Source organism: Microbacterium sp. Z11_20, assembly GCF_057197605.1.
This window is the reverse complement of the sequence record NZ_JBXVOQ010000002.1, coordinates 406,093-429,425: the sequence shown is the minus strand read 5'-3', so window position 1 is coordinate 429,425 and position 23,333 is coordinate 406,093. Positions and strand designations below refer to the sequence as shown.

The 23,333-nt window shown below is 72.1% G+C and carries 30 protein-coding genes; 11 read left to right on the top strand and 19 right to left on the bottom strand.

Annotated features, from left to right (window positions below):
- Nucleotides 1-3: 3 nt before the first annotated feature.
- From AC2DFQ_RS07095 to AC2DFQ_RS07085, 3 genes are all read right to left on the bottom strand, one after another.
- A complete protein-coding gene (locus AC2DFQ_RS07095) occupies nt 4-720 on the bottom strand; it encodes a hypothetical protein (RefSeq protein WP_484533404.1) in 717 nt (238 codons plus the stop codon).
- Between the two features lie 75 nt (nt 721-795).
- The gene (locus AC2DFQ_RS07090) at nt 796-1,149 is read right to left on the bottom strand and encodes a hypothetical protein (protein WP_484533403.1); all 354 of its coding nucleotides are present in this window, start codon (nt 1,147-1,149) and stop codon (nt 796-798) included.
- 35 nt (nt 1,150-1,184) lie between these two features.
- Nucleotides 1,185-1,679 carry a MarR family winged helix-turn-helix transcriptional regulator gene (locus tag AC2DFQ_RS07085; RefSeq protein WP_484508486.1) on the bottom strand — a complete coding sequence of 165 codons (495 nt, stop codon included), beginning with the start codon at nt 1,677-1,679 and terminating at the stop codon, nt 1,185-1,187.
- Between the two features lie 84 nt (nt 1,680-1,763).
- Here AC2DFQ_RS07085 and AC2DFQ_RS07080 point away from each other — a divergent pair, with 84 nt between their 5' ends.
- Complete coding sequence (locus tag AC2DFQ_RS07080) at nt 1,764-2,045, top strand: metal-sensitive transcriptional regulator (protein WP_484508485.1); 282 nt, start codon at nt 1,764-1,766, stop codon at nt 2,043-2,045.
- A gap of 27 nt (nt 2,046-2,072) precedes the next feature.
- Nucleotides 2,073-2,396, top strand: a complete 324-nt coding sequence (locus AC2DFQ_RS07075; protein ID WP_484508484.1) for a heavy-metal-associated domain-containing protein — start codon at nt 2,073-2,075, stop codon at nt 2,394-2,396.
- A 15-nt stretch (nt 2,397-2,411) separates the two neighbouring features.
- Here AC2DFQ_RS07075 and AC2DFQ_RS07070 read toward each other — a convergent pair whose 3' ends face one another.
- The 3 genes from AC2DFQ_RS07070 to moaA form a co-directional block, all read right to left on the bottom strand.
- Complete coding sequence (locus AC2DFQ_RS07070) at nt 2,412-2,648, bottom strand: hypothetical protein (protein ID WP_484508483.1); 237 nt, start codon at nt 2,646-2,648, stop codon at nt 2,412-2,414.
- A gap of 89 nt (nt 2,649-2,737) precedes the next feature.
- Nucleotides 2,738-3,301, bottom strand: coding sequence for a PadR family transcriptional regulator (locus tag AC2DFQ_RS07065; protein ID WP_484533402.1), 564 nt, complete (start codon nt 3,299-3,301; stop codon nt 2,738-2,740).
- Between the two features lie 64 nt (nt 3,302-3,365).
- Nucleotides 3,366-4,424, bottom strand: coding sequence for a GTP 3',8-cyclase MoaA (gene moaA, locus AC2DFQ_RS07060; RefSeq protein WP_484533401.1), 1,059 nt, complete (start codon nt 4,422-4,424; stop codon nt 3,366-3,368).
- Nucleotides 4,425-4,578: 154 nt separating this feature from the next.
- On the opposite strand from moaA, the gene AC2DFQ_RS07055 reads away from it, so the two are divergent.
- The gene (locus AC2DFQ_RS07055) at nt 4,579-5,115 is read left to right on the top strand and encodes a GNAT family N-acetyltransferase (RefSeq protein WP_484533400.1); all 537 of its coding nucleotides are present in this window, start codon (nt 4,579-4,581) and stop codon (nt 5,113-5,115) included.
- A 7-nt stretch (nt 5,116-5,122) separates the two neighbouring features.
- Here the strand turns inward: AC2DFQ_RS07055 and AC2DFQ_RS07050 are convergent, their stop codons facing one another.
- The 5 genes from AC2DFQ_RS07050 to AC2DFQ_RS07030 are packed head-to-tail and all read right to left on the bottom strand — an operon-like array spanning nt 5,123 to nt 8,732.
- On the bottom strand, nt 5,123-5,719 hold the full coding sequence (locus AC2DFQ_RS07050) for a GNAT family N-acetyltransferase (RefSeq protein WP_484533399.1): 597 nt from the start codon (nt 5,717-5,719) through the stop codon (nt 5,123-5,125).
- Nucleotides 5,716-6,798: a sulfate/molybdate ABC transporter ATP-binding protein gene (locus AC2DFQ_RS07045; protein ID WP_484533398.1), complete on the bottom strand. Its 1,083-nt coding sequence runs from the start codon at nt 6,796-6,798 to the stop codon at nt 5,716-5,718. The genes AC2DFQ_RS07050 and AC2DFQ_RS07045 overlap by 4 nt, the downstream gene beginning before the upstream one ends.
- On the bottom strand, nt 6,795-7,580 hold the full coding sequence (gene modB, locus AC2DFQ_RS07040; protein ID WP_484533397.1) for a molybdate ABC transporter permease subunit: 786 nt from the start codon (nt 7,578-7,580) through the stop codon (nt 6,795-6,797). The genes AC2DFQ_RS07045 and modB overlap by 4 nt, the downstream gene beginning before the upstream one ends.
- The gene (gene modA, locus AC2DFQ_RS07035) at nt 7,577-8,332 is read right to left on the bottom strand and encodes a molybdate ABC transporter substrate-binding protein (protein ID WP_484533544.1); all 756 of its coding nucleotides are present in this window, start codon (nt 8,330-8,332) and stop codon (nt 7,577-7,579) included. Before modA ends, modB begins: the two co-directional genes overlap by 4 nt.
- A gap of 7 nt (nt 8,333-8,339) precedes the next feature.
- Nucleotides 8,340-8,732 carry a TOBE domain-containing protein gene (locus AC2DFQ_RS07030; RefSeq protein WP_484533396.1) on the bottom strand — a complete coding sequence of 131 codons (393 nt, stop codon included), beginning with the start codon at nt 8,730-8,732 and terminating at the stop codon, nt 8,340-8,342.
- An 81-nt stretch (nt 8,733-8,813) separates the two neighbouring features.
- Between AC2DFQ_RS07030 and AC2DFQ_RS07025 the strand changes: the two genes are divergently transcribed.
- Genes AC2DFQ_RS07025 through AC2DFQ_RS07010 form a run of 4 tightly spaced genes read left to right on the top strand, consistent with a single transcriptional unit; the run spans nt 8,814 to nt 11,531 of the window.
- Nucleotides 8,814-9,593, top strand: a complete 780-nt coding sequence (locus AC2DFQ_RS07025) for a HesA/MoeB/ThiF family protein (RefSeq protein WP_484533395.1) — start codon at nt 8,814-8,816, stop codon at nt 9,591-9,593.
- Nucleotides 9,590-10,822 carry a molybdopterin molybdotransferase MoeA gene (locus tag AC2DFQ_RS07020; protein ID WP_484533394.1) on the top strand — a complete coding sequence of 411 codons (1,233 nt, stop codon included), beginning with the start codon at nt 9,590-9,592 and terminating at the stop codon, nt 10,820-10,822. Before AC2DFQ_RS07025 ends, AC2DFQ_RS07020 begins: the two co-directional genes overlap by 4 nt.
- Nucleotides 10,819-11,301, top strand: a complete 483-nt coding sequence (moaC, locus tag AC2DFQ_RS07015) for a cyclic pyranopterin monophosphate synthase MoaC (protein ID WP_484533393.1) — start codon at nt 10,819-10,821, stop codon at nt 11,299-11,301. The genes AC2DFQ_RS07020 and moaC overlap by 4 nt, the downstream gene beginning before the upstream one ends.
- The gene (locus AC2DFQ_RS07010; protein ID WP_484508471.1) at nt 11,298-11,531 is read left to right on the top strand and encodes a MoaD/ThiS family protein; all 234 of its coding nucleotides are present in this window, start codon (nt 11,298-11,300) and stop codon (nt 11,529-11,531) included. Before moaC ends, AC2DFQ_RS07010 begins: the two co-directional genes overlap by 4 nt.
- Before the next feature lie 10 nt (nt 11,532-11,541).
- Here the strand turns inward: AC2DFQ_RS07010 and AC2DFQ_RS07005 are convergent, their stop codons facing one another.
- The 4 genes from AC2DFQ_RS07005 to AC2DFQ_RS06990 are packed head-to-tail and all read right to left on the bottom strand — an operon-like array spanning nt 11,542 to nt 14,739.
- Nucleotides 11,542-11,970: a molybdenum cofactor biosynthesis protein MoaE gene (locus AC2DFQ_RS07005; protein ID WP_484533392.1), complete on the bottom strand. Its 429-nt coding sequence runs from the start codon at nt 11,968-11,970 to the stop codon at nt 11,542-11,544.
- Complete coding sequence (locus AC2DFQ_RS07000; protein WP_484508469.1) at nt 11,967-12,452, bottom strand: MogA/MoaB family molybdenum cofactor biosynthesis protein; 486 nt, start codon at nt 12,450-12,452, stop codon at nt 11,967-11,969. Before AC2DFQ_RS07000 ends, AC2DFQ_RS07005 begins: the two co-directional genes overlap by 4 nt.
- Before the next feature lie 9 nt (nt 12,453-12,461).
- Nucleotides 12,462-13,991 (bottom strand): SDR family oxidoreductase, encoded by a 1,530-nt coding sequence (locus AC2DFQ_RS06995; RefSeq protein ID WP_484533391.1) that lies wholly within the window; start codon nt 13,989-13,991, stop codon nt 12,462-12,464.
- Nucleotides 13,992-14,046: 55 nt separating this feature from the next.
- Nucleotides 14,047-14,739, bottom strand: coding sequence for a phosphatase PAP2 family protein (locus tag AC2DFQ_RS06990; protein WP_484508467.1), 693 nt, complete (start codon nt 14,737-14,739; stop codon nt 14,047-14,049).
- Between the two features lie 78 nt (nt 14,740-14,817).
- Between AC2DFQ_RS06990 and AC2DFQ_RS06985 the strand changes: the two genes are divergently transcribed.
- Nucleotides 14,818-15,312 carry a nitroreductase family deazaflavin-dependent oxidoreductase gene (locus AC2DFQ_RS06985; RefSeq protein WP_484533390.1) on the top strand — a complete coding sequence of 165 codons (495 nt, stop codon included), beginning with the start codon at nt 14,818-14,820 and terminating at the stop codon, nt 15,310-15,312.
- A gap of 18 nt (nt 15,313-15,330) precedes the next feature.
- Here AC2DFQ_RS06985 and AC2DFQ_RS06980 read toward each other — a convergent pair whose 3' ends face one another.
- Nucleotides 15,331-16,677, bottom strand: a complete 1,347-nt coding sequence (locus tag AC2DFQ_RS06980) for a multidrug effflux MFS transporter (RefSeq protein WP_484533389.1) — start codon at nt 16,675-16,677, stop codon at nt 15,331-15,333.
- A gap of 223 nt (nt 16,678-16,900) precedes the next feature.
- Here AC2DFQ_RS06980 and AC2DFQ_RS06975 point away from each other — a divergent pair, with 223 nt between their 5' ends.
- From AC2DFQ_RS06975 to AC2DFQ_RS06965, 3 genes are read left to right on the top strand one after another with little or no spacing between them, the layout of a single operon-like run.
- Entirely contained in the window at nt 16,901-17,617 is a 717-nt protein-coding gene (locus AC2DFQ_RS06975) for a thioredoxin-like domain-containing protein (RefSeq protein ID WP_484533388.1), read from the top strand.
- A 6-nt stretch (nt 17,618-17,623) separates the two neighbouring features.
- Complete coding sequence (locus tag AC2DFQ_RS06970) at nt 17,624-18,298, top strand: DUF305 domain-containing protein (protein ID WP_484533387.1); 675 nt, start codon at nt 17,624-17,626, stop codon at nt 18,296-18,298.
- A 43-nt stretch (nt 18,299-18,341) separates the two neighbouring features.
- A complete protein-coding gene (locus AC2DFQ_RS06965) occupies nt 18,342-18,749 on the top strand; it encodes a hypothetical protein (RefSeq protein ID WP_484508462.1) in 408 nt (135 codons plus the stop codon).
- On the opposite strand, the gene AC2DFQ_RS06960 is transcribed toward AC2DFQ_RS06965, so the two are convergent.
- The 3 genes from AC2DFQ_RS06960 to AC2DFQ_RS06950 all read right to left on the bottom strand — a co-directional run bounded on the left by AC2DFQ_RS06960 (nt 18,750) and on the right by AC2DFQ_RS06950 (nt 23,232).
- Nucleotides 18,750-21,215, bottom strand: a complete 2,466-nt coding sequence (locus tag AC2DFQ_RS06960; protein ID WP_484533386.1) for an HAD-IC family P-type ATPase — start codon at nt 21,213-21,215, stop codon at nt 18,750-18,752.
- Between the two features lie 65 nt (nt 21,216-21,280).
- Nucleotides 21,281-22,267: a carbohydrate ABC transporter permease gene (locus AC2DFQ_RS06955; protein ID WP_484508460.1), complete on the bottom strand. Its 987-nt coding sequence runs from the start codon at nt 22,265-22,267 to the stop codon at nt 21,281-21,283.
- Nucleotides 22,264-23,232 (bottom strand): carbohydrate ABC transporter permease, encoded by a 969-nt coding sequence (locus AC2DFQ_RS06950; protein WP_484508459.1) that lies wholly within the window; start codon nt 23,230-23,232, stop codon nt 22,264-22,266. Before AC2DFQ_RS06950 ends, AC2DFQ_RS06955 begins: the two co-directional genes overlap by 4 nt.
- Nucleotides 23,233-23,333 lie beyond the last annotated feature (101 nt).

Below are 23,333 nucleotides of genomic sequence, written 5' to 3'. Positions count from 1 at the left end.
CTCTCACTCCCCGGCGTCGGTGAAGACCCCCACCCGCTCACCGTCGAACACGAACTGCAGGGCGCTACCGGCGGGGAAGCGCTCCCGGATGCTCTCCGGGAGCGTCGAATCGACCCTGAGCACCGCGATGGCGGGGAACGCTCCCGCGCCGCACCCGGTGTAGAGCAGGGAGGGGGACGAGGTTCCGTCGTCGTCCGGCGCGACGCTGGTCACCACGATGCATTCGTCACTGGTGTCGGGCTGCCACCGGCCGCCCGAGGTGGTCATCACGGTCAGGCCGAAGAAGTCCTCGTACCCCGCGCCGCCGTCTTCGGGGGGACCGAAGAAGTTCTCCGGCCACTGGAAGTTCGGATCCTCCGACAGGGTCGCCACCTGCGCCCCGCCGCCATCGCGCGAGACCACGGGGATGGCGGCCGAGGCCGCACCCAGGGCCGCGGCCGCGATGACCGCGGCCGGCCACAGGATCGCCGGCCACCGGGGCGCCCAGGCGGCGCGCGGCGTGGGCGCCGGGGCGGGTGGCGGGGGGCCATCGGCCTCGGCCGGCGGGGCGGGCTCGGCCGGCGGGGCAGCGTCGGGGACGTCGGCCGGCGACGCGGCCCTGCGCTCGGCGTCCTCGAGCGCGGCAAGACGGGCGAGCGCCTGCGGGTCGGCGTGGATGTCGGCCGACGGTCCGTACGCGCGAGCGCGCAGCATCCGCAGCTCGTCGCTCGTGTCCTCCATCGTTACAGCATCACACCGTGGATGACCGCGGGGGCGATGACGATGGACGCGAGCCCGGGCGCGGTCGATCCGCGGTCACCAGCCGTGCGTGTTGAACCACGCCCGACGCCGATCGGATTCCTCCTCGTCCGCGTCGCCGCGCCACGAGTCGTGCTCGGCGAGCGCGCCGCCATCCATGGGCACGAAGCCCCAGCACGCCGAGCAGAGGGCACGCCCGCCGGGATAGCCGTCCGGGAGAGCCGCGGCCGGCTGGGCCGGCTGCCCGCCGCCCCGGCATCGGGGGGCGTCGGCCTCGCGCTCGCTCCACAGCAACCCCGTGCCGACGCGGTTGTGGAGGCCACGGTGGCCGGCCTCCCGGGTGCACATCTGGCCGGCGCGGCGGCTGAGGCACGAGCGTCGGGCTGCTCCGCTGCTGGTCGGTGGGGCCACGCCTCCATTGTGGTGCGACGGGCCGAGCGGTCGCGTCAGGGTTCGACGAGAAGGCGCAGGATGCGCGCGAGGTCGGCTTGATCCGTGCGCGTCAGTGCCCGCAGCTCCTCGGCCTCGCGCCGCACGAGCTCGGTCATGGCCGCATCCACCCGCGCGGCTCCCTCCGGCGTCAGGCGGACGAGGATGCTCCGCCGGTCGGACTCGTTCGGGCGCCGCTCGACCAGGCGCCGCGCGGTGAGCTTCTCCAGGCGATTCGTCATCGCGGCCGAGCCGATCATCGTCGCCTCGATCAGCTGCGCCGGGTTCATCTCGTGCGGCGCCTCCCCTCGCCGCAGCGCCGCCAGAACATCGAATTCCCACGCCGACAGGCCCGCATGCGCGAAGGCTCCCGCCCGGAGCCTCGTGAGCCGATGCGACGCGCGGCGAAGGCGCGACATGACATCCAGCGGCGTGAGATCGATCTCCGGCAGACGGCGCGACCACGCGTCGATGAGCAGATCGACCTCGTCGTCGCGGTCGGAGGAAGTCATGATCCGACCGTAACGCCTCCGGGCGCGCCGTGGCGGCAGCATCCCGCCACCGTGCAATATACCCTCCCGGGGTATCATGGGCGCATGCAGGGGTACGAGGGCAGCAAAGCGGATCTGCTCAAGCGGCTGCGGCGCGCGGAGGGCCAGGTGCGCGGCATCGCGCGGATGGTCGAGGACGACAAGTACTGCATCGACATCCTCACCCAGGTCTCCGCCGCGACCAAGGCGCTGGAGACCGTCGCCCTGTCGCTGCTGAGCGATCACCTCAGCCACTGCGTGGCCGAGGCCACGACCGAAGGCGGGCCCGTCGCCCAAGAGAAACTCCGCGAAGCGAACGAGGCCATCGCGCGTCTCGTCCGTTCGTGAACCGCATTGCCTGAGAAGGAGAAGATCATGACCGTTCAGCGTCTGGACCTCGGACTGACCGCCCCCGCCGCCGGGTGCGGCGGCGACTCCTGCATGTGCGGCGCGCCGGCCGAGGCGAGCGCGCCGACATCGACCCCCGTCGTCACCGAGCTGGCCGTGGACGGGATGACCTGCAGCCACTGCGTCCGCGCGGTCACCCAGGAGATCACCGCCCTCGAGGGTGTGACCGACGTCGACGTCGAGCTGGTGGCCGGTGGCACGTCGCGCGTGACGGTGCGCGGTACCGCACCCCTCTCCCCCGACGCACTGAGCGCAGCGATCGACGAGGCCGGCTACACCCTCGCGAGCTAGCCGGCACCGCCGGGATCAGAGGAGCGCGCGGCGGAGCGCCTGGACCGCGTCGGGGAAGCTCAGCGCTTGGCACACTTCGACGGCGCGGTCATAACGGGGCCCCGACAGGGCGACGAACACGTGCCCGACCACCTCGACGTACCCCGCGACGTTCCCGTCCCACGTGATCTCGTAGAGGTCGAGATCGATGCGCGTCCACGGCTGGGGCGCTGCCAGCGGAGTGGACTCGACGTGACGTGCTTCCATCACCATTGCCGGGCCCCTTTCGCTCCTGCATCCAGGGTGGCGCCGGCTTCGACGATCGCGCGCGGGGTTGACGGTAAGCGTTGCGAGAGATAGTCCTATCGCTCGGCGGTGTCGCTCCGCGCGGGGCGACCCCGGCGCGGGCGGTCGGATGACAGCGTGAACACCCGATCCCCGTCGACTCCGGCCACGAGCGGGGCGACGGCATCGAGCCACGCGATCTCCGCGGCGACGCGGGAACGCTCGGCCTCCCGGAGGATCGCGACGGCGACATCCTCCGACGCGTCCTCCTCGATCGCGTTCAGCCGGTCGACGGCCGCGCGCCGCTCGGCTGCGACCAGCCCCGCCGCATCCACGCCGGGCAGGGTCGCCGCCAGCGCGAGCTTGAACGCCCGCTCATCCCGTGCGGCCGGAGCCTCTGCCTCGGCGAACCACCGCTGGGTGTCATCCCGCCCGGCCGGCGTGATGCCCCAGTACGTGTGACCGCGCTCGTCGGTGCCCCGCTTCTCTACGAGGCCGTCCCGCTCCAGCCGGTCGAGGGTCGTGTAGATCTGGCCGACGTTGAGCGCGGCGCCCGTGCGCCGCGCATACTCGGCGCGCAGCTGGTAGCCGTAACACGCGTCCTGATCGAGGATCGCCAGCAGCCCGCGACGCACCGACATGCGACCCCCCTGGGATATCGAGTATGTGTCTACCGAGTATAGGAAAGCCCGTGCGGCGCTCGACTCATCCCCCGATGGCGTTCATCCCCCGCGGAGGCTGCAGGAACCCCGGGTCATCGATCGCATGCCCGGGGAGCTTGCCGTGCACGCACGAGCGCAGCATGTCGGCGATACCGGCCTCACGCGCGCCGGGGGTCGCATCCCGCAGCGCCGGCAGCAGGTCGTACTCCGCGATCGAGAAGAGGCAGTTGCGCAGCTGACCGTCGGCGGTCAGGCGCAGGCGGTCGCACGCGCCGCAGAACGGCGCGGTCACCGACGCGATCACACCGACCCGGTGAGGCCCGCCGTCCAGCAGCCACGTCTCGGCCGGCGCACCTCCCCGCCCGGGGACGGGTTCCAGGTGCCAGCGCCCGGCGAGCGCCGCGAGGATCTCCTCGCGGGTGACCATCGTGGTCCGGTCCCACGTGTGTCCGGCGTCCAGAGGCATCTGCTCGATGAAACGCATCTCGGCGCCGGCATCGACGGCGAACTGCACGAGGTCGACGAGTTCGTCGTCGTTGACGCCGCGCATGGCGACGGCGTTGAGCTTGAGCGGACGCAGCGGCGAGGCCGCCGCCGCAGCGATCCCCGCGAGCACGTCGTCGAGGCGGTCTCGGCGGGTGAGGGCGGCGAAGCGGTCGCGGCGGATGGTGTCGATGCTGATGTTGAGCCGGCCGAGGCCTGCCTCGACGAGATCGGGGAGGAGTTCGGGAAGGCGGATCCCGTTCGTCGTCATGGCGACTTCGACCGGCCCGGAGTCCCCGGGAATGGCGGCGATGCGTCGTACGACGTCGACGATGTCGGCGCGCAGGAGCGGCTCACCCCCGGTGAGGCGGAAGGTGCTGACCCCGAGCCGCGCCGCCACGGTGGCCACCTCGACGATCTCGTCGGCCGTGAGGATGCTCGATCGCGCCAGCCACTCGTTGCCCTGCTCGGGCATGCAGTACGTGCAGCGCAGCGAGCAGCGATCGGTGAGGGAGATGCGCAGGTCGCGGTGCACGCGTCCGTGCGCGTCGATGAGCCCATCCGGCTGGGCAGCCGGATGCGAACCCCGCAGGCGGACGACCACTGGGACCGCGCTCATCCACCCGCCGCCGATCGCCGCATGTACCGAGGCTAGGCGCTATTGCCGACCAACGGCACGGATGCCGATGCTTCGACGGCGAGAGAGTTCCGCCACGGGACGGAAAAGCGGAGGTACCGCGTGATCAACTCCGCCGTATGGCAGGGTTCCGGTCATGGGTGTGACGGTGCGGAGGGCACGACGGGCGGATGCGGCGGTCATCGCGCGCGTGCGGGTTCAGTCGTGGCTGGCCGCCTACCGCGGGCTCATTCCGGACAGCGTCCTGGCGGGGATGGACGCCGAGCGGGAGGGTCTCGTCCGCGCCGACCGGTGGCGGCTCGACCACCGTGACGGGGCGGTGGATCTGCTGGCCGCTATCGGCGACGACGTCGTCGGATGGGCGAGAGTGGGCCCGTCCCGGATTGCGGATCTGGCCGACTGGGGCGAGCTCTACGCGATCTACGTCGTTCCCGGCCACTGGTCACGCGGGCTCGGTCACGCCCTGATCGAGGCGGCCGAGGGGTGGCTCCGCGAGGCCGGGTTCACGTCGGCGTTCCTGTGGGTTCTCGACGGGAACGACCGCGCTGCCCGCTTCTACGAGGCGCACGACTGGCGGGAGGACGGTGCCGCGCGAGACGACGCACGCCCCGCGACCGCGTTCGGCCCCGCGTACGTGCTCCGAGAACGTCGCCGCGTCCGCACGCTCGGGTGAGCACCTCTCAGAGGTCGCGGGCGAACGCCTGCCCACCCTCGGCCGGCGCCAACCGCCGGAATCCGAGCCGGTCGTAGAAGGCCAGCGCTCCGAGGTTGTCGGCCGACGCCACCAGGTGCACCCCCGGCACGCCGGCCGCACGCAGCGCATCGACCTCCGTATCGATCAGCCGGCGCCCCCACCCCTGACCCTGCGCCTCGGGGAGCAGGTCGATGTGGAGGTGAGCCGGGTACGCATCGCCGTACGGTTCGGCCCCCGGGGCGCGGCCGTAGGCGTAGCGCACGAGGCCGTCCTGCCGCGTCCGCTCGGTCTCGGGATAGGGCCAGCGCTGGGCGAACCGCGGCCACCAGCGGTCGCGGAACCACTCCTCGAACGCGCGCGTGTCCGGCGTGGCGACGACGTATCCCACGACACGCCCGGCGTCGGATTCCAGGACGAAGGCGAATTCCGGGTGCCGGGCGACATAGGGCAGGACGAAGATCTCGCCCCACAGGGCGTCGTCCTCCAGCACCCCGGTGGCGTCGCTGCCGGCATCCCCCGTCCGCAGGCAGATGTCGGCGAGCGCCGCCTCATCGCCGCCCCGGAACCCGCGGATCGTGATCATCCTCCGAGCCTATCCACGGGGATGAAGCGGACGTCGGCGGGGTCCACAGACAGCGTCACGGGCGAACCGGGAGCGAGCCCGATCGCACCGGCCGGGTCGAGGTCGATGACGCACCATCCGGCGTGGAGGCGGACACCGCCGGGCGTGGGTTCCATCCGTGTCACCGATGAGGCCCACGCGTTCGGCCGTGTCGTGCCCGCGCCGGCCCGGTCACCGGGGCCGACCCGCACGGCGGCGGGCCGGAAGACCGCGGCGAGCGCCCGATGCCCGTGGCGGGCGAGCGCGCGGGACGCCGCATCCGCCGACCCCAGCCGCACGCCGTCACGTTCCCAGTGGCCGTCGACGGCGACACCCTCGGCGCGGTTGAGCCCGGCGATCGCGGCGACGAACCCCGTCGCCGGGGCCGAGAGCACACGGCGGACGTCGCCGGACTGGGTCACCCGGCCGTCCTCGAGCACCACCAGGCGGTCGGCGAGCGCTGCCGCGTCGACGGCGTCGTGGGTGACCGCCACGACGGTCGTCGCGGTCAGCTGCTCCCGCAGCATGGACCGGATGTCGGCGGCGGTCTCCGGGTCGAGCGCGACGAGAGGCTCGTCCAGGAGCACCGCGCGGGGCGAGGCGGCGAGAGCGCGCGCGACCGCGACCCGCTGCTGTTCTCCCCCCGACAGCCGGTCGGGGCGCCGCTCCCCCGCCGCGGGCAACCCGACCCGGGCGAGCCATGCGTCGGCATCGGCGCGGGCGCGTTGTCGGGGCACTCCCGCCGCCCTCGGCCCGAAGGCCACGTTCTCCCGAGCGGTCAGGTGCGGGAACAACCGCGGGTCCTGGCCCAGCAGCACGACGCCCCGCTGCATGGGTGCCGTCCGGATGCGCGGTGCCCGCGTCCGCTCGAGAACCCGCTCGCCCGCACGCACCTCGCCCTCATCCAGCGGCACCAGGCCCGCCAGAGCGCCGAGGAGCGTCGATTTTCCGGCGCCGCTCGGCCCCATGACGGCCACCGTCTCCCCGGATGCGACCTCGAGCTCCACGTCCACCGTGATCCGCGACCGGTGGACGACCACGCGCGCGGAGAGGTCCGTCACCGCGCAGCCCCCGGGCGCCACCCGCGCACGAGCAGAAGGATAGCGATCGCCGTCGCCAGCAGCAGAAGGGACAGGGCGACGGCCGTGCCCTGGGTCACTCCGGCGCCGTTGAAGGCCGTGTAGATCGCCAGCGGCATCGTCCGCGTGATGCCGGGGGCGTTCCCCGCGAACAGGGCGGTCGCCCCGAACTCCCCGATCGCGCGGGCGAAGCACAGCACGACCCCCGCCACGATGCCGGGGGCTGCCAACGGCAGCGTCACACGGCGGAGGATCACCCAGCGTCCCGCGCCCAGAGCGGCGGCGGTGCGCTCGAACTCCACACCGGTGGTCCGCAGCGCCCCCTCGACCGCGAGGACGAGGAAGGGCAGGGCGACGAAGGTCTGCGCCAGCACCACGGCGGCGGTGGTGAAGGGCAGGCCGCTCGCCCCCAGCCATCCGTTCCGGCCGAACAGGTACAACAGCGCGACGCCGCCCACCATGGGCGGGAGGACGAGCGGCACGGTCACGACGGCACGAAGCGCCGCCGCCGTCCGGGCGCTCGATCGAGCGATCAGGAGAGCCAGCGGCACGCCCGCGAGGATGCACAGCGCGGTGGCGGACAGGGCGGTCTGCAGGGAGAGGCGGAGTGCCGCCAGCGCGGCCGGCGACGTGACGTCGACCCACAGGGTGCTCCACTGCACACGGGCCACGAGCGCCACGAGCGGAAGGAGGAGGAACGCCAGGCCGACCACGGCCGGAATCGCCAGCCAGCGGGGAACGAATCCCGGGGAGGTCTGGCTCACGGCGCACCGAAACCGGACTCGGTGAGGATCCGCCGGCCCTCGCCCGATCGGACGAAGGCGACGAAGGCCTCCGCGGCCTCCGGATTGCGCGCCTCCGGAAGCACCGCGATGGGATACCGGTTCACCACCTCGGCGGCCTGGTCGGGCACGATCGCGCGTACCGTGTCGATCCCGCGCACGTCCGTGGCGTAGACCAGTCCGGCATCCGCGTCGCCGGCGGCGACCTTGGTGAGCACCGCGGTGACGCTCTGCTCGACGCTGGCCGGAGTCACCCGCACGCCGGCGCGCTCGAGGAGTGCGCTGGATGCGGCGCCGCAGGGCACCTCGGAAGCGCAGAGCACGACCGTTGCTCCCGGCAGGTCGGTGAGCGAGGAGATGCCCGCCGGGTTGTCGGCGGGTACGGCGATGACGAGGGTGTTGGTGGCGAAGACGACCGGTTCGGCCTCCGGAGCGGCCCGGCGCATCGTCACCTCGTCCGCCGATGCGAATACGTCGGCGGGAGCTCCCTCGCCGATCTGCGTCGCCAGGGTGCTCGATCCGTCGTAGACGGGGATGATCTCCACGGCGGGGTGCTCGTCGCCGAACCGCTCGGCGATCCGATCGAAGGCGCCGGCGAGGGAGGCGGCGGCGTAGAGAGTGAGTGTGCCGCCGGGCCGGCCGTCGCCGGGCGTGGCTGCTGTCGTCGGGCCGCAGGCGGTGACGGCGAGAAGCGCCGCGATCGGGATCGCGGCGAGGAACGGACGCCGGGGCATCCGCACGTCACGGCCTCGGGGTCTCGACGACGACGTTCGTCGCCTTGATCGAGGCGACCGCGAGCGAGCCGACCTCCAGCCGGAGATCCCGTACGGCCTCCGCCGACATCAGTGACACGACCCGGTGGGGGCCGCTCTGCAGGTCCACCTGCGCCATCACCCCGTCGACGAGGATGCGGGTGACGATGCCGACGAATCGGTTGCGGGCGCTGGAGAGCATGTCGGCCGGGTCCGCCATCGCGCCGGCGAGCTCCACCGCGCGGGCGGCGAGCGCCTCTCCCGGGATCTCCGCGGGCACGGCTCCCGTGACCTCGAGCTGTCCCGCGTCGATCCACCGCCGCACGGTGTCGTCGCTCACGCCGAGCAGGCGCGCGGCCTGGGCGATTCGGAACGTGGTCATCGCGCAAATCTACCGCAGCGGCGGAGAAAATCCAGGTTTATTGCCGCAGATGCCGATCCGCGTGCGGCGTACCCTGAGGGGATGCAGCCGCTGGTGGAACCGCTCGACGTCCTCCCCCCGACCGAACTCATCCGCACGGCCCGGCACGCGGTGCTCAGCGGTATCGGTGAAGAGGGCCAGCGCCGGCTGGCGGCATCACGCGTCGCCGTCATCGGCGCCGGCGGGCTGGGCTCGCCCGCTCTCCTCGCCCTCGCCGCGGCCGGAATCGGGGAACTCGTCGTCATCGACGACGACGTCGTCGAGCTGACGAACCTGCAACGCCAGATCCTGCACCGGGTCAGCGATGTGGGCGCCCCCAAGACCGCCTCCGCCGTGCGGGCGGCCGCGGACCTCGCCCCGTTCACGCGCGTCATCGCCGTGACCGAACGGCTGACCGCGGACAACGCCGTCGCCCTCCTCGGCGGCGCCGACGTGGTCGTCGACGGCAGCGACACCTTCGCGACACGTCGCGCGGTCGCCGGCGCCACCGACGAATTGGGCGTGCCGCTGGTGTGGGGCGCGGTGCAGGAGTGGCACGGACAGGTCACGGTGTTCTGGTCACGACCCCCGGTCGGGTCGCCGGCGGTGCGCCTGGCACACCTGTTCCCCGAGGGAACCGAGGGCGAGCCCCCCACGTGCGAGCAGGTCGGCGTCCTCGGGGCGCTGTGCATGCAGATCGGCGGCATGCTCGCAACCGAGGTCGTCAAGATCGTGACGGGAGCGGGAGAGCCGCTTCTCGGACGGATGCTGACGGTGGATGCGCTCCGCGGTCGGATCGCCGAGGTGCCGCTGCGGGCAGCATCCACCGAGGCGGTCGCGTGAGCACCCTCCGCAGCGTCGAGGACCAGCTGGCCCGCGTGCTCGCGGCCACCCGTCCGCTTCCCGCGGAGATGCTCGGCGTGACGGCTGCCGCCGGCCGCACCCTCGCGGCCCCCGCGCGGGCCACGCACGACATCCCGCTGTTCGACAACTCCGCGATGGACGGCTTCGCGGTGCGCTCCGGCGACGTTGAGCACGCCTCGGCGGAGCATCCCACCCGGCTCCGCGTGGTGGCCGACCTTCCGGCCGGTACGGCGGCCGACCCCGCGCTCGGCGCCGGCGAGGCCGCGCGGATCATGACCGGTTCTCCGGTGCCCTCCGACGCCGACGCGATCGTGCCGTTCGAGGACACCGCGGGAGGTCTGGCCGACTCGCTCGGCACGATCGGGGTGACCCGGTCGCCCCGCCCCGGCGCATTCATCCGACTTCGCGGCGGCGACCTGAGGGCAGGCGACGTGGTCCTCGGCTCCGGCCTGCGGCTCGGCGCCTTCCAGATCGCCGCTGCCGTGGCCGCCGGGGTGGCGGAGGTGTCCGTCACCCGCGCCCCTCGCGTGGCGGTGGTCTCCACGGGGAGCGAACTGACCGCGCCGGGAGAAGTCCCTTCGCGGGGTCGGATCCCCGACTCGAACGGGCCGCTCCTGCAGGCCCTCGTCACCGAGACCGACGCCGAGGTCGTCCACATCGCCCGCGTCATCGATGACCCCGCCGCCGTCGCGCGCGTCACGGCCGAGGCCGAAGCCGCCGACGCGGATGTCATCGTGTTCACCGGCGGGGTCAGCGCGGGAGCCTACGAGCCGGTGCGTGGCGCGTTCGAGGGCGGCGGCGACGTCGAATTCGTCGGCGTCGCGATGCAGCCCGGCAAGCCGCAGGCGTTCGGGGTCCTGCCGTCGGGATGCCTCGTCTTCGGCCTTCCCGGCAACCCGGTGAGCGTCGCGGTGTCGTTCGAGGTGTTCGTCCGTCCCGCACTCCTGAGCATGCAGGGCAGGGAGTCGCTGCAGCGCCCACGCGCCCCGTTCACGGCAATCGAGGGATGGCGGACGCCCCCGCACCGGAGGCAATACCTGCCGGCGGCGGTCGACCTCGCCGCCCGTACGGTGCGGCCGGCCACCGCCGGTGGCTCCGGCTCGCACCTGGCCGGGGGGCTCGCCCGGGCGCACGCGTTCGCGATCGTGCCGGCGGAGACCGACGCGGTCGCTCCGGGCGACGTCGTGGATGTCATGCTGGTGGGATGAGCTTCCCCCACCTCGACGCCGCCGGGCAGGCGCACATGGTCGACGTCACCGCGAAGCAGCCGACCGTCCGCACGGCCACGGCCCGGGGGTTCGTCCGCTGCTCTCGCGAGGTCGTCGCAGCGCTCCTGGACGGCACGGCGCCGAAGGGCGACGTCCTGGCCGTGGCCCGGATCGCCGGCATCCAGGGGGCGAAGTCCGCATCGTCGCTGCTGCCCCTCGCCCACGTCATCGGCGTTCACCGCGCTTCGGTCGATCTCGACATCACCGCCGAGGGGGTCGCGATCGAAGCGACCGTGGGGACGGCCGACCGGACCGGGGTGGAGATGGAGGCCCTGACAGCGGTGTCGGTGGCCGCCCTCGCGATCGTCGACATGATCAAGGGCCTCGATCGCGTCGCCGTCATCGACGACGTCCGCATCGTGGCGAAATCCGGCGGCCGCTCGGGCGACTGGACACGCCCGGGCGAGGCGCCGGCATGACCCGCGTCCGCTACTTCGCCGCCGCCGCCGACGCCGCCGGCAGCGATGGGGAAGACCGCACGGAGCCCACCCTCTCCGCTCTTCGCGCCGCGGTTGTGGCGGAGCATCCCGACCTCGCCGAGATCCTCCCCCGCTGCGCGATCCTCGTCGACGGAGTGCGCACCGACGCGGACACGCCGTTGGCCGACGGCGCGCAGGTCGACGTCCTGCCGCCCTTCGCCGGCGGCTGAGCGGGCGACGTCAGCCGCCGAGGCCCTTCCACGCGGTCGTGCCATCCGCTTCGATCTGGCGCTTCCACACCGGGAGCTCGACCTTGATCGCCTCGATCAGGGCGCGGCACACCTCGAACGCCGCGGCACGGTGCCCGGATGCCACGGCGATCACGACGGCCGCGTCACCCACCTCCAGCCGGCCGACCCGGTGGCTGACGGCCACCACGGCGTCGGTTTCCTCGGCGGCCCGCTCGGCCAGATTCCGAAGGGTCGCGGGAGCGTCCGGGTGCGCGCTGTACTCCAGCGCGACCACGATGCCCGCCGCGTCGGGGTCGGAGTCGCGCACACGTCCGACGAAGACCGTCATGGCACCGAGCGCCGGACCCTCCACGGCGGCCAGGTGCGCGGCGACGTCGACGGGGTCAGCGGCGATCTCCGCGATCCGCACGGCGCTCATGCGTGATCCCCTCCGGCGAGCTGGTCGAGCACGTGGGCGGCGACGGACAGCACGATCGGGATGCCCGCCGACACCGCCCGCGAGGATCCGGGAAGGTTCACGACGAACGCCCCCTGCGGATCGACCACTCCCGCGATGCCGCGGGAGACGAGGGCGAGCGGGGTGTCGGCCAGGCCCGCCCGGCGGAGCTCCTCCACGACGCCCGGGAGGGCGCGGGTGATGACCCGGGCCGTCCCCTCCGGGGTCGCGTCCCGGGGGCCGGCGCCTGTCCCCCCGGTGGTCACGACGAGCACGGGTCGTTCGCCGACCGCACGGCGGAGCGCCTCCTCGACGCTGTCCGCGCCGTCCGGGACGATCTCGGCATCGGCGCAGTCCCAGCCCGCGTCGCGCAGCATCCCCACCGCGCGGGGTCCGCTGCGATCTTCCCGTACTCCCGCGGCGGAGCGGTCGGACACGGTGATCACCCGGGCGATGCGCTGCATCCGCCCAGCCTAGGAGGCTCGCGCAGCGGCGGCGGTGATGCGGTTCGCCATGCCGCGGAAGACGAACCCGTGAAACGGCAGCACGGCGATCCAGTACAGTCGCCCGCCCAGGCCCCGCGGGAAGAACACCGCCCGCTGGTCGTAGCGGGCGCCGCGACCGTCCGGCGTCACGCGCAGCTCGAGCCAGGCGAGCCCCGGGACCTTCATCTCCGCTCGGAGCCGCAGCAGCCGGCCGGGCTCCAGCGCCTCGACCCGCCAGAAATCCAGGGCATCCCCGACCGTGACGCGATGGCGGCTCCGGCGCCCCCGGGCCAGTCCCACCCCGCCCACGAGCCGGTCCATCCATCCGCGCGCCGCCCACAGCAGCGGCGAGGAGTACCAGCCGTTCGCGCCGCCGATGCCTTCCACCACCGCCCACAGCTGCTCCGCCGACGCGGTGGTGCGCGCCGTCCGCACATCGGTGAACACGGTCTTCCCCGCCCACTCCGGGTCGCTCGGCAGCGCATCGCTCGGCACGCCCGAGAGTTCGGCATCCAACCAGCTCGTCTCCACGTCGTCCGCCCGCACGCGCCCGAGGGCCAGTCGCACGGCCTCCCGATACGGGGTCAGCCCCGCGGCCGGGGGCGGGATGAGCGCGTCGACATCCCCGTCCTTGACGATGCAGTCGTTCTGGAGCGACTCCACCAGGGGTCGCGCGATGGATCGCGGGATCGGCGTCACCAGGTTCACCCAGTGGGAGGCCAGCCGCGGCGTGAGTACCGGGAGGGCGGCGATCCCCCGCTGCGGGAGGCCCGCTTCCACCGCGTATCCGTTCATAGCCTGTCCGTACCGCAGCACGTCGGGGCCGCCGATGTCCACGGCGCGGTTGACCGTGCCGTCCACGCGGGCCGCCCCCAGCAGGTAGTGCAGGACGTCGCGGACCGCGATCGGCTGGATCCGGTTGCGCACCCACCGCGGCGCCGGCATGTACGGCAGCACCTCGGTGAGGTGGCGCACCATCTCGAACGACGCCGACCCCGAGCCGATCACGATTCCCGCCTGCAGCACGAGCGTGGGCACGCCGCTGCCGAGGAGTATCCGCCCCACCTCCACGCGCGACCGCAGATGCGGCGACAGGGGGACGTCGACCGGATGCAGGCCGCCGAGGTACACGATGCGCCGCACCGCGGCCGCCGCGGCCGCATCCGCCACCGTCTGCGCCGCGAGCCGGTCGGAGCCTTCGAAGTCCTTCCCCGCCGACATCGAGTGGACGAGGTAGTAGAGCACATCGACGTCGCCCACGGCGTCGGCGACGGCGACGGCGTCGGTGGCATCCCCGCGGACGACCTCCACGTCCTCGCCCCACGAGAAGGCCCGCACGCGCTCGGGCGAGCGGACGAGAACCCGCACGCGATACCCGGCGGCCAGCAACCGCGGCACCAGCCGCCCACCGAGATACCCGGTCGCGCCGAAGACGAGCGCGCGCGGGGCGGAGCCGTCCGGCCGGGGGATCGCCCGCAGCGCCGACTCCCGCCCGGTGGGGGTGGTCAGTTCGCTCACCCTCCGACGGTAGGCACCGCCCGGTGGTCCGCCCAGGGCTTGACGGCGCGTGCGCTCACGCCGGCGGGGACTCCTGCGCTTCGGGCACGGGAAGGGTCCGCCTCCGTGAGACACCGGCGTATCCGGGGTCGCGGGCCAGCAGCGCCGAGAACGCCGCCGCCACCAGCAACGCCACCCCCGCCCCCGCGAGCGCGCCGCCCAGCGTGTCGCTCAGCCAGTGGGCGTGCAGGTACGTGCGGCTGAAGGCCATGAGCACGACCCACGCGACCCCCACGACCACGACCCATGCCCGCGCGAACAGTACGGCGGCCACCACGGCGATCGTGGCGGCGTTCGCGCTGTGGCCCGACGGGAACGACCCGTAGTCGCTGGTGATGAGGATGTCTTCGGGTCTCGCGCGCCCGAAGCTGCGCTTGAGCAGCTGGACCGCGGCGGCGCTGAGGATCGATGCGGTGAGGAAGTACGCCGCCGCCCACGGCCGCCGGATCAGGATGAGCGCGAGCGCCCCGGCGATCGGAACGACGTAGATCGCGACCCAACTGCCTCCCAGCCGGTTCATCACCAGGGAGAAGGTGAAGAGCACCTCGTTACCGGCCGAGTCGGCCAGGAGGGTGTTCCACCAGGCGTCCACGGGGAAGGGGTCGTTGCCCCGCGCGAACACCCACGCCCCGAGTCCGCACGCCAGCAGCAGCAGCACTGCGCCGACGAGGGCCTCCCGGCGCCACGGGAGCGCCCTTGCATCATCCATCGGGCCAGTCTGCCCGGACGTGGGAGATCCCGTCCTGGGGGTTGCGCCCCGCCGAACCGACCACGGGAGAATGGCCGCATGACCTCCGTCGTCGACGTCGTCCGCCGCGCCGTCGCCCCCCTGACCCGGACGCGGCTGTTCCGCCGGCTCGGGCCGCGCGTGCTGCCGCCGGTGGAACGGGCGATCGCCCGGGCCACGGACGGCCGCGTGCAGATCAGTGCCCTGCTGGTGCCCTCGCTCGTGCTGCACACGGTCGGCGCCCACTCCGGCGAACCCCGCGATGTGCCGCTGATGTACTGCCCCGACGGACAGGGCCGTGCGATCGTGGCCGGCTCGAACTTCGCCGGCTCCCGCCATCCGGCCTGGACCACCAATCTTCTCGCGCACCCCGATGCGGAGATCACGGTGCGCGGTCGGCGCATGCCCGTGCGTGCCACGCTCATCGGCGACGACGAGCGTGATGGCGTGTGGGCGCGCATCGAGCGCCAGTGGCCGGGGTACCGCCGGTACGAGCAGGCATCCGGGCGGGTGGTGCGGTTGTTCCGCCTTCAGCCCGTCCGCCGCGCCGGCTGATCGCCGGCGTCGACCGGGTCAGGGAGCGAGGAGACCGACGGTTCGCGGCCGCACCAGAAGCCACAGGCCCAGCACACCGACGACGGCGCAACCGACCATCACGGACGCCATCGTGGTCGCCGTGATGCCGGCGGCACCGGCGAGCCAGCCCACGAGCGGGGAGATGATGCCCGCGACACCGAAGTTCGAGGCCCCGATGATGGACTGCGCGGTGCCTGCCGCCTTGCCATGGCGGTCCAGTGCCAGCACCTGCACGCACGGGAAGGTGAAACCGCAGGCCGTCATGAAGACGAACAGCGGCACGATCGTGCCCCACATCCCCAGGCCCAGCTGGTCGGTCACGATGATGGCGATGCTGGCCACCAGAAGCGTGGCGGTCGACCACGCCATGACCCACTGGGGGCCGAAGCGCGTGGCCAGTCGCGAGGCGGTCTGCACCCCCAGCGCCACGCCGACGGAGTTGGCCGCGAAGAGCAACCCGTACTGCTGCGGGTCGAGGCCGTACTCCCCCTGGAACAGGAACGACGAGGAGGACAGGTAGGAGAACAGGCCGCTGAAGGACATGCCCCCGATGACGAGAACGCCGAGGAACACCCGGTCGGTGAGGACGCTGCGATAACGAGCGCCGATCGTCGTCGTGGCCTGCTCGGCACGGCGTTCGCGCGGGAGGGTCTCGGGGAGCAGGAAGATCGCCGAGACGAGCATGACCGCACCGTACGCGGCGAGGACGACGAAGATGCCGCGCCAGGACACCACCAGCAGCAGCGCCGAACCCACGAGCGGCGCCAGGACCGGAGCGACGCCGGAGACCAGCGCCAGACGCGACAGCATGACGACCAGCCGACGTCCGCCGAAGAGGTCGCGGACGATGGCCGCGGCCACCACGCCACCGGCGGCAGCCCCCGCTCCCATGAGCACGCGGGCGACCGACAGCAGCTCGAGCGTGGGCGCGAGGGCCGCGGCGGTGCTCGCGAGGACGTGGATACCCGTCACCACGAGCAGCGGCAGGCGCCGGCCGACCTTGTCGCTGAGGGGGCCGACGATCAGCTGGCCGACCGCGAAGCCGATCATGGTGCCGGTGAGGGTGAGCTGGATCGCCGCGGCGGAGGTACGGAAGTCGCTCTCCAGTGCGGGGAACGCCGGAAGGTACAGGTCGATGGTGAACGGCCCGAGGGCCGTCAGCGCACCGAGCAGGATGATGTAGACCACGCGGCGGCCGGTGGACAGCGAGTCGCCCGGATGCAGCATGATGGGCGCCGTCGCCGGGTTCTTCCCCAGCGTTCGGATCGCGCCGGTCGTCGCAGGGCGGGACGTGGGCTGAGGGCCGGTGGGCGGGATGATCGGGTTCGATGCGGTGTCGAGCACGGAGCCTTCGTTCGAGCGTGAGCGAAAAAACCCGGCCGAGGCACGGGTTTCTGGAGGGGGGAGAGCGGCGCCCGAATCGATTCGGAACGCATCCATGATACCGGGGGCGACGGACCGTGTGTGGGACCTTCCCAGCCATATGACCATGCGCACGAATAGGCTGGGGCGGTCGGCACCGTGCCGACGTGCCTTCGCTCACGACCGGAACCCGAACACGCCGCACATGACCCCTTCGTCACGCCCGTCCGACCGCCGCGCGAGCGGCAACCCGGCCACCCAGTCCCAGCTCAACCAGACCGTCAAGCAGCAGCGCGAGCAGAAGCGCCAGGAGAAGCTCGCGGAGTACCAGCGTCAGCTGGCCCGGCGACGCCGCGGCAAGATCGTGTGGTGGGTGGTCGGATCCACCGCCGCCCTCGCGATCATCGCGCTCGTCGTGGCCTCCTTCGTCTTCGCCCCCCGCGGTGCCCCGACCTACGGCGCGCTGGACAGCCAGGGCATCGAGATCGAGGGTGTCGAGACCTTCGAGAACGAGACCACGCACGTGGAGGGCACGGTCGACTACGCCCAGTCGCCCCCGGCCGGCGGTCCGCACAGCTCGGCGTGGCTGAACTGCGGGATCTACACGGAGCCCCAGGTCAACGAGAACGCGGTCCACTCGATGGAGCACGGCGCGGTGTGGGTGACCTACGACCCTGCGGCAGTCTCCGGCGACGAGCTGGCGACCCTGGAATCGCACCTCCCCTCCACCTACGTCATCCTCTCCCCCTACGAGGGGCTGGACTCCCCGATCGTGCTCAGCTCCTGGAACCACCAGCTCACCCTGGAGGAGGCGTCGGACGAGCGCATTCCGGAGTTCTTCGAGGAGTACTGGCGCAGCCAGGACGTCCCCGAGCCCAACGCGAGCTGCTCCGGCGCCATCGACGGCCCCGGCCGGTCCTGACCGGCGATGACCGCAGGCACCGGCGCTCCGGCGCCCGCCCGCCGGGCGGCGCCATGGATCGTCGTGCTGGTGGCCGTCGTCGCCGTGGCGGCGGTGGCCTTCGCGATCGGCCGCTTCACCGCCTTCGGTGCCACGGCAGCGCCGGTGCACCCCTCCACCTCCTCGGCGGAGGCCGGGTTCGCGCGCGACATGCAGGTGCACCACGCACAGGCCGTCGGGATGGCGATGGAGATCCACCGCAAGACGGACGATCCGGAGCTGCGCGTGCTCTCGTACGACATCGCAACGGCCCAGGCCGGACAGCGCGGTGAGATGTACGGGTGGCTGGTGCAGTGGGGCCTCCCCCAGTCCGGCGGCCCGCTCATGGCGTGGATGGCGGAGTCGTCCGAGCACGGGCACGACGCGGCGGCGGCGACGCAGGAAGAGCTCGAAGCGGAGATGGGCTTGGCCACGTCCGCCGAGCTCGAGCAGTTGCGGGCAGCCGACGGGACAACCGCGGACTGCCTCTTCCTCGACCTGATGATCCGCCACCACCGCGGAGCGATCCCGATGGCGGAGGCCGTCGTGGAACTCGGTTCCGACCCGCGCGTGGACACCGTGGCCGAGGGGATGATCGCGGCACAGAGCGGCGAGATCGGCGCGATGGAGTCCATCTCCGCGCGCCTGGGCTGCACCGCGTAACGACACTCGGGGGCGCCGCGTCTCCGCCGGTTACAGTGGTCGCGTGACGGCAGCCCCGAGTCCGCGTCGTCGCCCCGTCGTCCTGTGGGTCGCGGTGGTGCTGGTCTACGCGAGCGCCGTCGGGAACGTCGTCGTCGGCATCCTCGTGCTCCTCAGCCGCTATCGCGTCGCCGCCGAGGACGTCCTGCCGGTCTCCCTCCTCGGCTCCGGCATCATCCTGACCGGGCTGCTCCTCCTCGCCGTCGCATCCGGTCTCGCCCGCGGCAGCCGGCTCTCGCGCGTCCTCAGCACGGCATATCTGGGGGTGCTCGGGGTGCTGAACGCGATGGCCTGGATCGCCACCGACCCGTGGGACACGGCGATCATCGCGCAGGGGATCGTGCAGGTCCTCGTGGCGATCGCCGTGTGGGTGCCGCCCGGCTCGCGCGCCTTCGGGCGCCCGGCTCCCTGATCACGCGGCGGCGGGCAGCGTCCGCGCGAGGAAGCGGCGGTGGAAGAACCGCACGACCTCGATCGCGAGCACGGTTGCCACCGTCGTGACCGTGACCAGCCACGCGCCGGACTCCCCCGTGTCGACCAACTGGAAGAACTCCGTCGATTGCGGGACGGTGAATAGGCTCAGGAGAGCCAGGAACATGGCCCCGACCACGGCGGCGGTGACCGGCGTGATCGGACGCGAGAGCACCGCGAGCACCCAGATCCCCACGACGGCGAGGATGATCGTCGCCCCGGTGCGCACCTGTGCGTCGCCCAGCCCGAGCTCCTCGGCGCGCAGGGCGTACACCAGGAGCCCGATCGCGATGGCCAGACCCGCGGGCACGGCGAACGACAGCGAGCGCCTGAGCAGTCCGGGCACGTATCGGCGCGCGTTGGGCAGCAGCGCGAGGAAGAACGCCGGGATGCCGATGGTGAGGCCGTCCGTGATCGCCAGCTGGCGCGGCAGGAACGGGAAGGGGAGCACCAGCACGCCGAACAGCACCGCCAGGGCGGTCGCATACGCCGTCTTGGTGAAGAACAGCATCGACACGCGTTCGATGTTGGCGATCACCCGGCGGCCTTCGGCCACGACATCGGGCAGGTGGGAGAAGCGGCCGTCCAGCAGCACGATGCGGGCGACGGCCTTGGTCGCGGCGGCGCCCGAACTCATCGCGATGCCGAGATCCGCAGCCTTGATCGCGAGGGCGTCGTTCACGCCGTCCCCCGTCATCGCGACCGTGTGACCGCGCGACTGCAGCGCGAGCACCATCCGCTTCTTCTGCTCGGGGGTGACCCGCCCGAAGACGGTGGTGCGCTCCAGGACGTCGGCGAGCTCGCTGTCGGCGTCGGGGAGCAGCCGGGCGTCGTACCCCTCGCCGACATCCATCCCCACCTCGCGGGCGACGGCGGCCACGGTGCGGGGATTGTCACCGGAGATCACGCGGATCCCGACGCCCTGCACGCCGAAATAGGCCACAGTACGAGCAGCATCCGGCCGGATCCGCTCGCGGAAGGTGACCACCGCCGCCGGGCGGAGACCGGTCGGCAGCCGCTGGGCGGCGACGTCGGCCGCGGTGAGCGCGTGGGTGGAATGGGCCAGCGCCACGGTGCGCAGGCCGCTGTCGGCGAGCCTCGCGACCACGCGTCGGGTCTCCGTGACCACGCGTCCGGTCTCCGTGCCGCCCTCACCGGCCGCGGCCCCGAGGACGATCTCCGGTGCCCCGAGCACCCAGGTCCCCTCCGCCTCGCCGCGGAATGACACCGCACTCCACTTCCGGGCCGAGGAGAAGGGGATCTCGCCGACCGGATGACTCGGCCGGGTGACCGGGAACGGCTCGCGCAGGCCCCGCGCGGTCGCGTTGGCATCCGGGGCGGCGCCGTACCACGCGAGGGTGTCCTCGACCCCGGCCGGAGCGTCGGCCAGCGCGTGGAGCGCGTCGAAGGCGATGTCGCCCGCGGTCAGGGTTCCGGTCTTGTCCAGGCACACCACATCCACGCGGGCGAGCCCTTCCACGGCGGGCAGTTCGTTCACGAGCACCTGCTGCCGGGCGAGCCGGGCCGCGCCGACGGCGAAGGCGATCGAGGTCATCAGGACCAGCCCCAGCGGGATCATCGCGGTGACGGCTGCGACCGTGCTCACCACGGCGTCCACCCACCTCCCGCTCCGCCACGCCGCGCCCCACCCGCCGGCGACCACCATCTGCGCATTGAGCACGAGCAGCCCGACGGGCCCGATGATCCATCCCATCCACATGAGCACCCGGTTCACCGACGTGCGCACTTCTGATCTGACGAGCGAGAACCGCTTGGCCTCTCCGGCGAACCGGTTGGCGTACGAGTCGGCGCCCACGCGTGTGACGCGGGCCAGGCCGTCACCGGCGACCACCACCGAACCCGACAGCGCCTGATCGCCGGTGCGCTTGTCGACGGGATCGGACTCCCCGGTGAGCAGGGACTCGTCGATCTGCAGGGAGCGGGTGACCGTCACGACGGCGTCGGCGGGCACCTGGTCGCCGGGGCGCAGCACGAGGAGGTCGTCGAGGACGACCGCGGCGGGCGAGATCTCTCCCTCCGCGCCGTCCCGGCGGATGCGCGCGCGGGGGGCGTTGAGGAGGGCCAGGCGGTCCAGCGCCGCCTTCGCGCGGAACTCCTGCACGCAGCCGATGACCGAGTTGGACAGGGCGATGGCCCCGAACAGCGCGTCCTGCCACCGCCCCACCAGGAGCAGGACGAAGAAGCATCCGAAGATGATGCCGTTGAACAGCGTGAACACGTTGGCCCGGACGATGTTCCAGACGCTGCGACTGGTGTCGGGGATGAACGCGTTCGTCTTGCCGGCCGCTGTGCGTTCGGCCACGGCGGCGGCATCGAGCCCCGGCTCCGCCGGCTCCGCCTGCCCCGACTGCTCCGCCGCGACGCCAGGAGCGGGGGCGGCATCCATGGGCTCAGGCTACGCCGCTGCCGGAGCCACCGGTACGGCGGCTCCGGGACCGCTTCGCCCCGCGGTCACCCCTTGGTGCTGCCGGCCAGCAGGCCGCGCACGAAGTAGCGCTGGAGGGAGAAGAACACGATCAGCGGCACGATGAGCGAGACGAACGCGCCGGCGGTCAGCCGCTGCCAGTCCTGCCCGCGGGAGCCCACCATCTCGGCCAGCCGCTGGGTGAGCGGGGCGACGTCCTGCGTTCCGCCCGAGAAGATGAGGGCGACCAGGAGGTCGTTCCACACCCAGAGGAACTGGAAGATAGCCACCGATGCGATCGCGGGCGTTGCCAGCGGGATCACGACGCGGAAGAAGATCTGGGTGTGGCTCGCGCCGTCCACCCGCGCGGCCTCGATGACGTCCCCGGGGATCTCGGAGATGAAGTTGTGCAGCAGGAAGATCGTCAGAGGCAGGGCGAAGATCGTGTGGGCGATCCACAGCGGCAGATAGTTCTGCTCCGGGATGAACGGGATGACGTCGTGCAGCCACTGCTGTCCCGGCCGCAGCCATACCGAGAACGTCTGCAGGAGCGGGACCAGCGCCATCTGGATGGGAACGATCTGCAGCGCGAAGATGAAGATGAACAGCCCGTTGGAGAAGCGGAACCTCATCCACGCGAAGGCGTAGGCGGCCATCGACGCGAACACGAGCGGGAAGATGGTCGCCGGAATGGCGATCGCGAGGGAGTTCACGAAGTACGCGCCCAGCTGGGGCGAGGACTGCGACGGCGACAGCAGGACGTCGCGGTAGTTGTCGAGCGTGAAACCGGGGTTCTGGAAGATCGTCCACCAGCCGGTCTCCTGGATGAGCTCGGCCGGGCGGAAGGACGAGACGAACAGCCCGAACGTGGGGATCGTCCACAGGATCGCGATGATGAGCGCGGCCACCGTGGCGCCGCGGGAGGTCAGTCGCCGCTTGGTCCGCGACGTCGCCGTGCCGGCGATGGCGATCCGGTACTCATCCTTCCCGCCGTCGGGGATGGGGAGGTCGACGGGGGCGACACTACTGCTCATCGGATCTCCCTCTGCTTGCGAAGCACGTTCACGTTGTAGATGACGATGGGAAGGACGAGCACGAAGAGGATGACGGCCAGTGCCGAGCCGCGGCCCACTTCGCTCGCGCGGAACGCCTGTACGTACATCTCGTTCGCCACGACGCTGGTGTTGAAGTTGCCGCCGGTCATCGTGCGGACGATGTCGAAGACCTTCAGGGTCGCGATGGAGATCGTCGTGAGCACCACCACGAGCGATCCCCGGATTCCCGGGACGGTGACGTTCAAGAACCGCTGCCACGCGTTGGTGCCGTCCAGCTGCGCGGCCTCGATCTGCTCGGTCGGGATGCCCTTGATCGCGGCGCTGAGCACGACCATCGCGAACCCGGTCTGGATCCAGATCATCACGACGATGAGCAGGACGGTGTTGATGGGATCGGTCTGCAGCCACTGCACCGGCTCCCCGCCGAAGGCCACGGCGAAGGCGTTGAGCAGCCCGATCTGCTCCCTGCCCGCCGAGCGGTATTCGTAGACGAAGCGCCAGATGATGCCGGCTCCGACGAACGAGATCGCCATCGGCATGAACACCAGGGCCTTGTAGATCTTCTCGCCACGCGACTTGTCGATGAAGACCGCGTACGCGAGTCCCAGAGCCGTGGCGAAGGTGGGCACCAGGACCACCCAGATGACGGTGTTGATGAGCGTGCGGATGGCCGCGGGCTGCGTGAACATCCACGCGAAGTTGTTCCAGCTGAAGTTGCCGCTGTTGTCCTGGAACGCCAGGAGGGTGGTCCGGATCGCGGGCCATACGAGTCCCACCGCCAGCAGGAGGAGCGCCGGCAGGAGGAACCACAGCAGCTGCCACGCGTTGCGTCCCCGCCGCGGGGCGCGGCCCATGAGGAGGACGATGATCCCCACGATGGCGGCGAAGACCACGAGGCCGAGCACCACCTGAAGGATCTTCCCGAGGAGATCAGCGGTTGTCATCGTTGCCCTTTCTCGCCTCGCCTGCCGAGGAGAACGTCACTCCGGTCCCGCCGCGCATACGGACGGGATGAGTGAGCGGGCCGGGACGGAGCATCCGCCTC

What these genes read in the sequence shown, in the direction of transcription:
- AC2DFQ_RS07095 (WP_484533404.1), bottom strand. Translation starts at nt 720, where the DNA reads ATGGAGGACACGAGCGACGAGCTGCGGATGCTGCGCGCTCGCGCGTAC.
- AC2DFQ_RS07085 (WP_484508486.1), bottom strand. Translation starts at nt 1,679, where the DNA reads ATGACTTCCTCCGACCGCGACGACGAGGTCGATCTGCTCATCGACGCG.
- AC2DFQ_RS07080 (WP_484508485.1), top strand. Translation starts at nt 1,764, where the DNA reads ATGCAGGGGTACGAGGGCAGCAAAGCGGATCTGCTCAAGCGGCTGCGG.
- AC2DFQ_RS07075 (WP_484508484.1), top strand. Translation starts at nt 2,073, where the DNA reads ATGACCGTTCAGCGTCTGGACCTCGGACTGACCGCCCCCGCCGCCGGG.
- AC2DFQ_RS07070 (WP_484508483.1), bottom strand. Translation starts at nt 2,648, where the DNA reads ATGGTGATGGAAGCACGTCACGTCGAGTCCACTCCGCTGGCAGCGCCC.
- AC2DFQ_RS07065 (WP_484533402.1), bottom strand. Translation starts at nt 3,301, where the DNA reads ATGTCGGTGCGTCGCGGGCTGCTGGCGATCCTCGATCAGGACGCGTGT.
- moaA (WP_484533401.1), bottom strand. Translation starts at nt 4,424, where the DNA reads ATGAGCGCGGTCCCAGTGGTCGTCCGCCTGCGGGGTTCGCATCCGGCT.
- AC2DFQ_RS07055 (WP_484533400.1), top strand. Translation starts at nt 4,579, where the DNA reads ATGGGTGTGACGGTGCGGAGGGCACGACGGGCGGATGCGGCGGTCATC.
- AC2DFQ_RS07050 (WP_484533399.1), bottom strand. Translation starts at nt 5,719, where the DNA reads ATGATCACGATCCGCGGGTTCCGGGGCGGCGATGAGGCGGCGCTCGCC.
- modA (WP_484533544.1), bottom strand. Translation starts at nt 8,332, where the DNA reads ATGCCCCGGCGTCCGTTCCTCGCCGCGATCCCGATCGCGGCGCTTCTC.
- AC2DFQ_RS07030 (WP_484533396.1), bottom strand. Translation starts at nt 8,732, where the DNA reads ATGACCACGTTCCGAATCGCCCAGGCCGCGCGCCTGCTCGGCGTGAGC.
- AC2DFQ_RS07025 (WP_484533395.1), top strand. Translation starts at nt 8,814, where the DNA reads ATGCAGCCGCTGGTGGAACCGCTCGACGTCCTCCCCCCGACCGAACTC.
- moaC (WP_484533393.1), top strand. Translation starts at nt 10,819, where the DNA reads ATGAGCTTCCCCCACCTCGACGCCGCCGGGCAGGCGCACATGGTCGAC.
- AC2DFQ_RS07010 (WP_484508471.1), top strand. Translation starts at nt 11,298, where the DNA reads ATGACCCGCGTCCGCTACTTCGCCGCCGCCGCCGACGCCGCCGGCAGC.
- AC2DFQ_RS07005 (WP_484533392.1), bottom strand. Translation starts at nt 11,970, where the DNA reads ATGAGCGCCGTGCGGATCGCGGAGATCGCCGCTGACCCCGTCGACGTC.
- AC2DFQ_RS07000 (WP_484508469.1), bottom strand. Translation starts at nt 12,452, where the DNA reads ATGCAGCGCATCGCCCGGGTGATCACCGTGTCCGACCGCTCCGCCGCG.
- AC2DFQ_RS06990 (WP_484508467.1), bottom strand. Translation starts at nt 14,739, where the DNA reads ATGGATGATGCAAGGGCGCTCCCGTGGCGCCGGGAGGCCCTCGTCGGC.
- AC2DFQ_RS06985 (WP_484533390.1), top strand. Translation starts at nt 14,818, where the DNA reads ATGACCTCCGTCGTCGACGTCGTCCGCCGCGCCGTCGCCCCCCTGACC.
- AC2DFQ_RS06975 (WP_484533388.1), top strand. Translation starts at nt 16,901, where the DNA reads ATGACCCCTTCGTCACGCCCGTCCGACCGCCGCGCGAGCGGCAACCCG.
- AC2DFQ_RS06970 (WP_484533387.1), top strand. Translation starts at nt 17,624, where the DNA reads ATGACCGCAGGCACCGGCGCTCCGGCGCCCGCCCGCCGGGCGGCGCCA.
- AC2DFQ_RS06960 (WP_484533386.1), bottom strand. Translation starts at nt 21,215, where the DNA reads ATGGATGCCGCCCCCGCTCCTGGCGTCGCGGCGGAGCAGTCGGGGCAG.
- AC2DFQ_RS06955 (WP_484508460.1), bottom strand. Translation starts at nt 22,267, where the DNA reads ATGAGCAGTAGTGTCGCCCCCGTCGACCTCCCCATCCCCGACGGCGGG.
- AC2DFQ_RS06950 (WP_484508459.1), bottom strand. Translation starts at nt 23,232, where the DNA reads ATGACAACCGCTGATCTCCTCGGGAAGATCCTTCAGGTGGTGCTCGGC.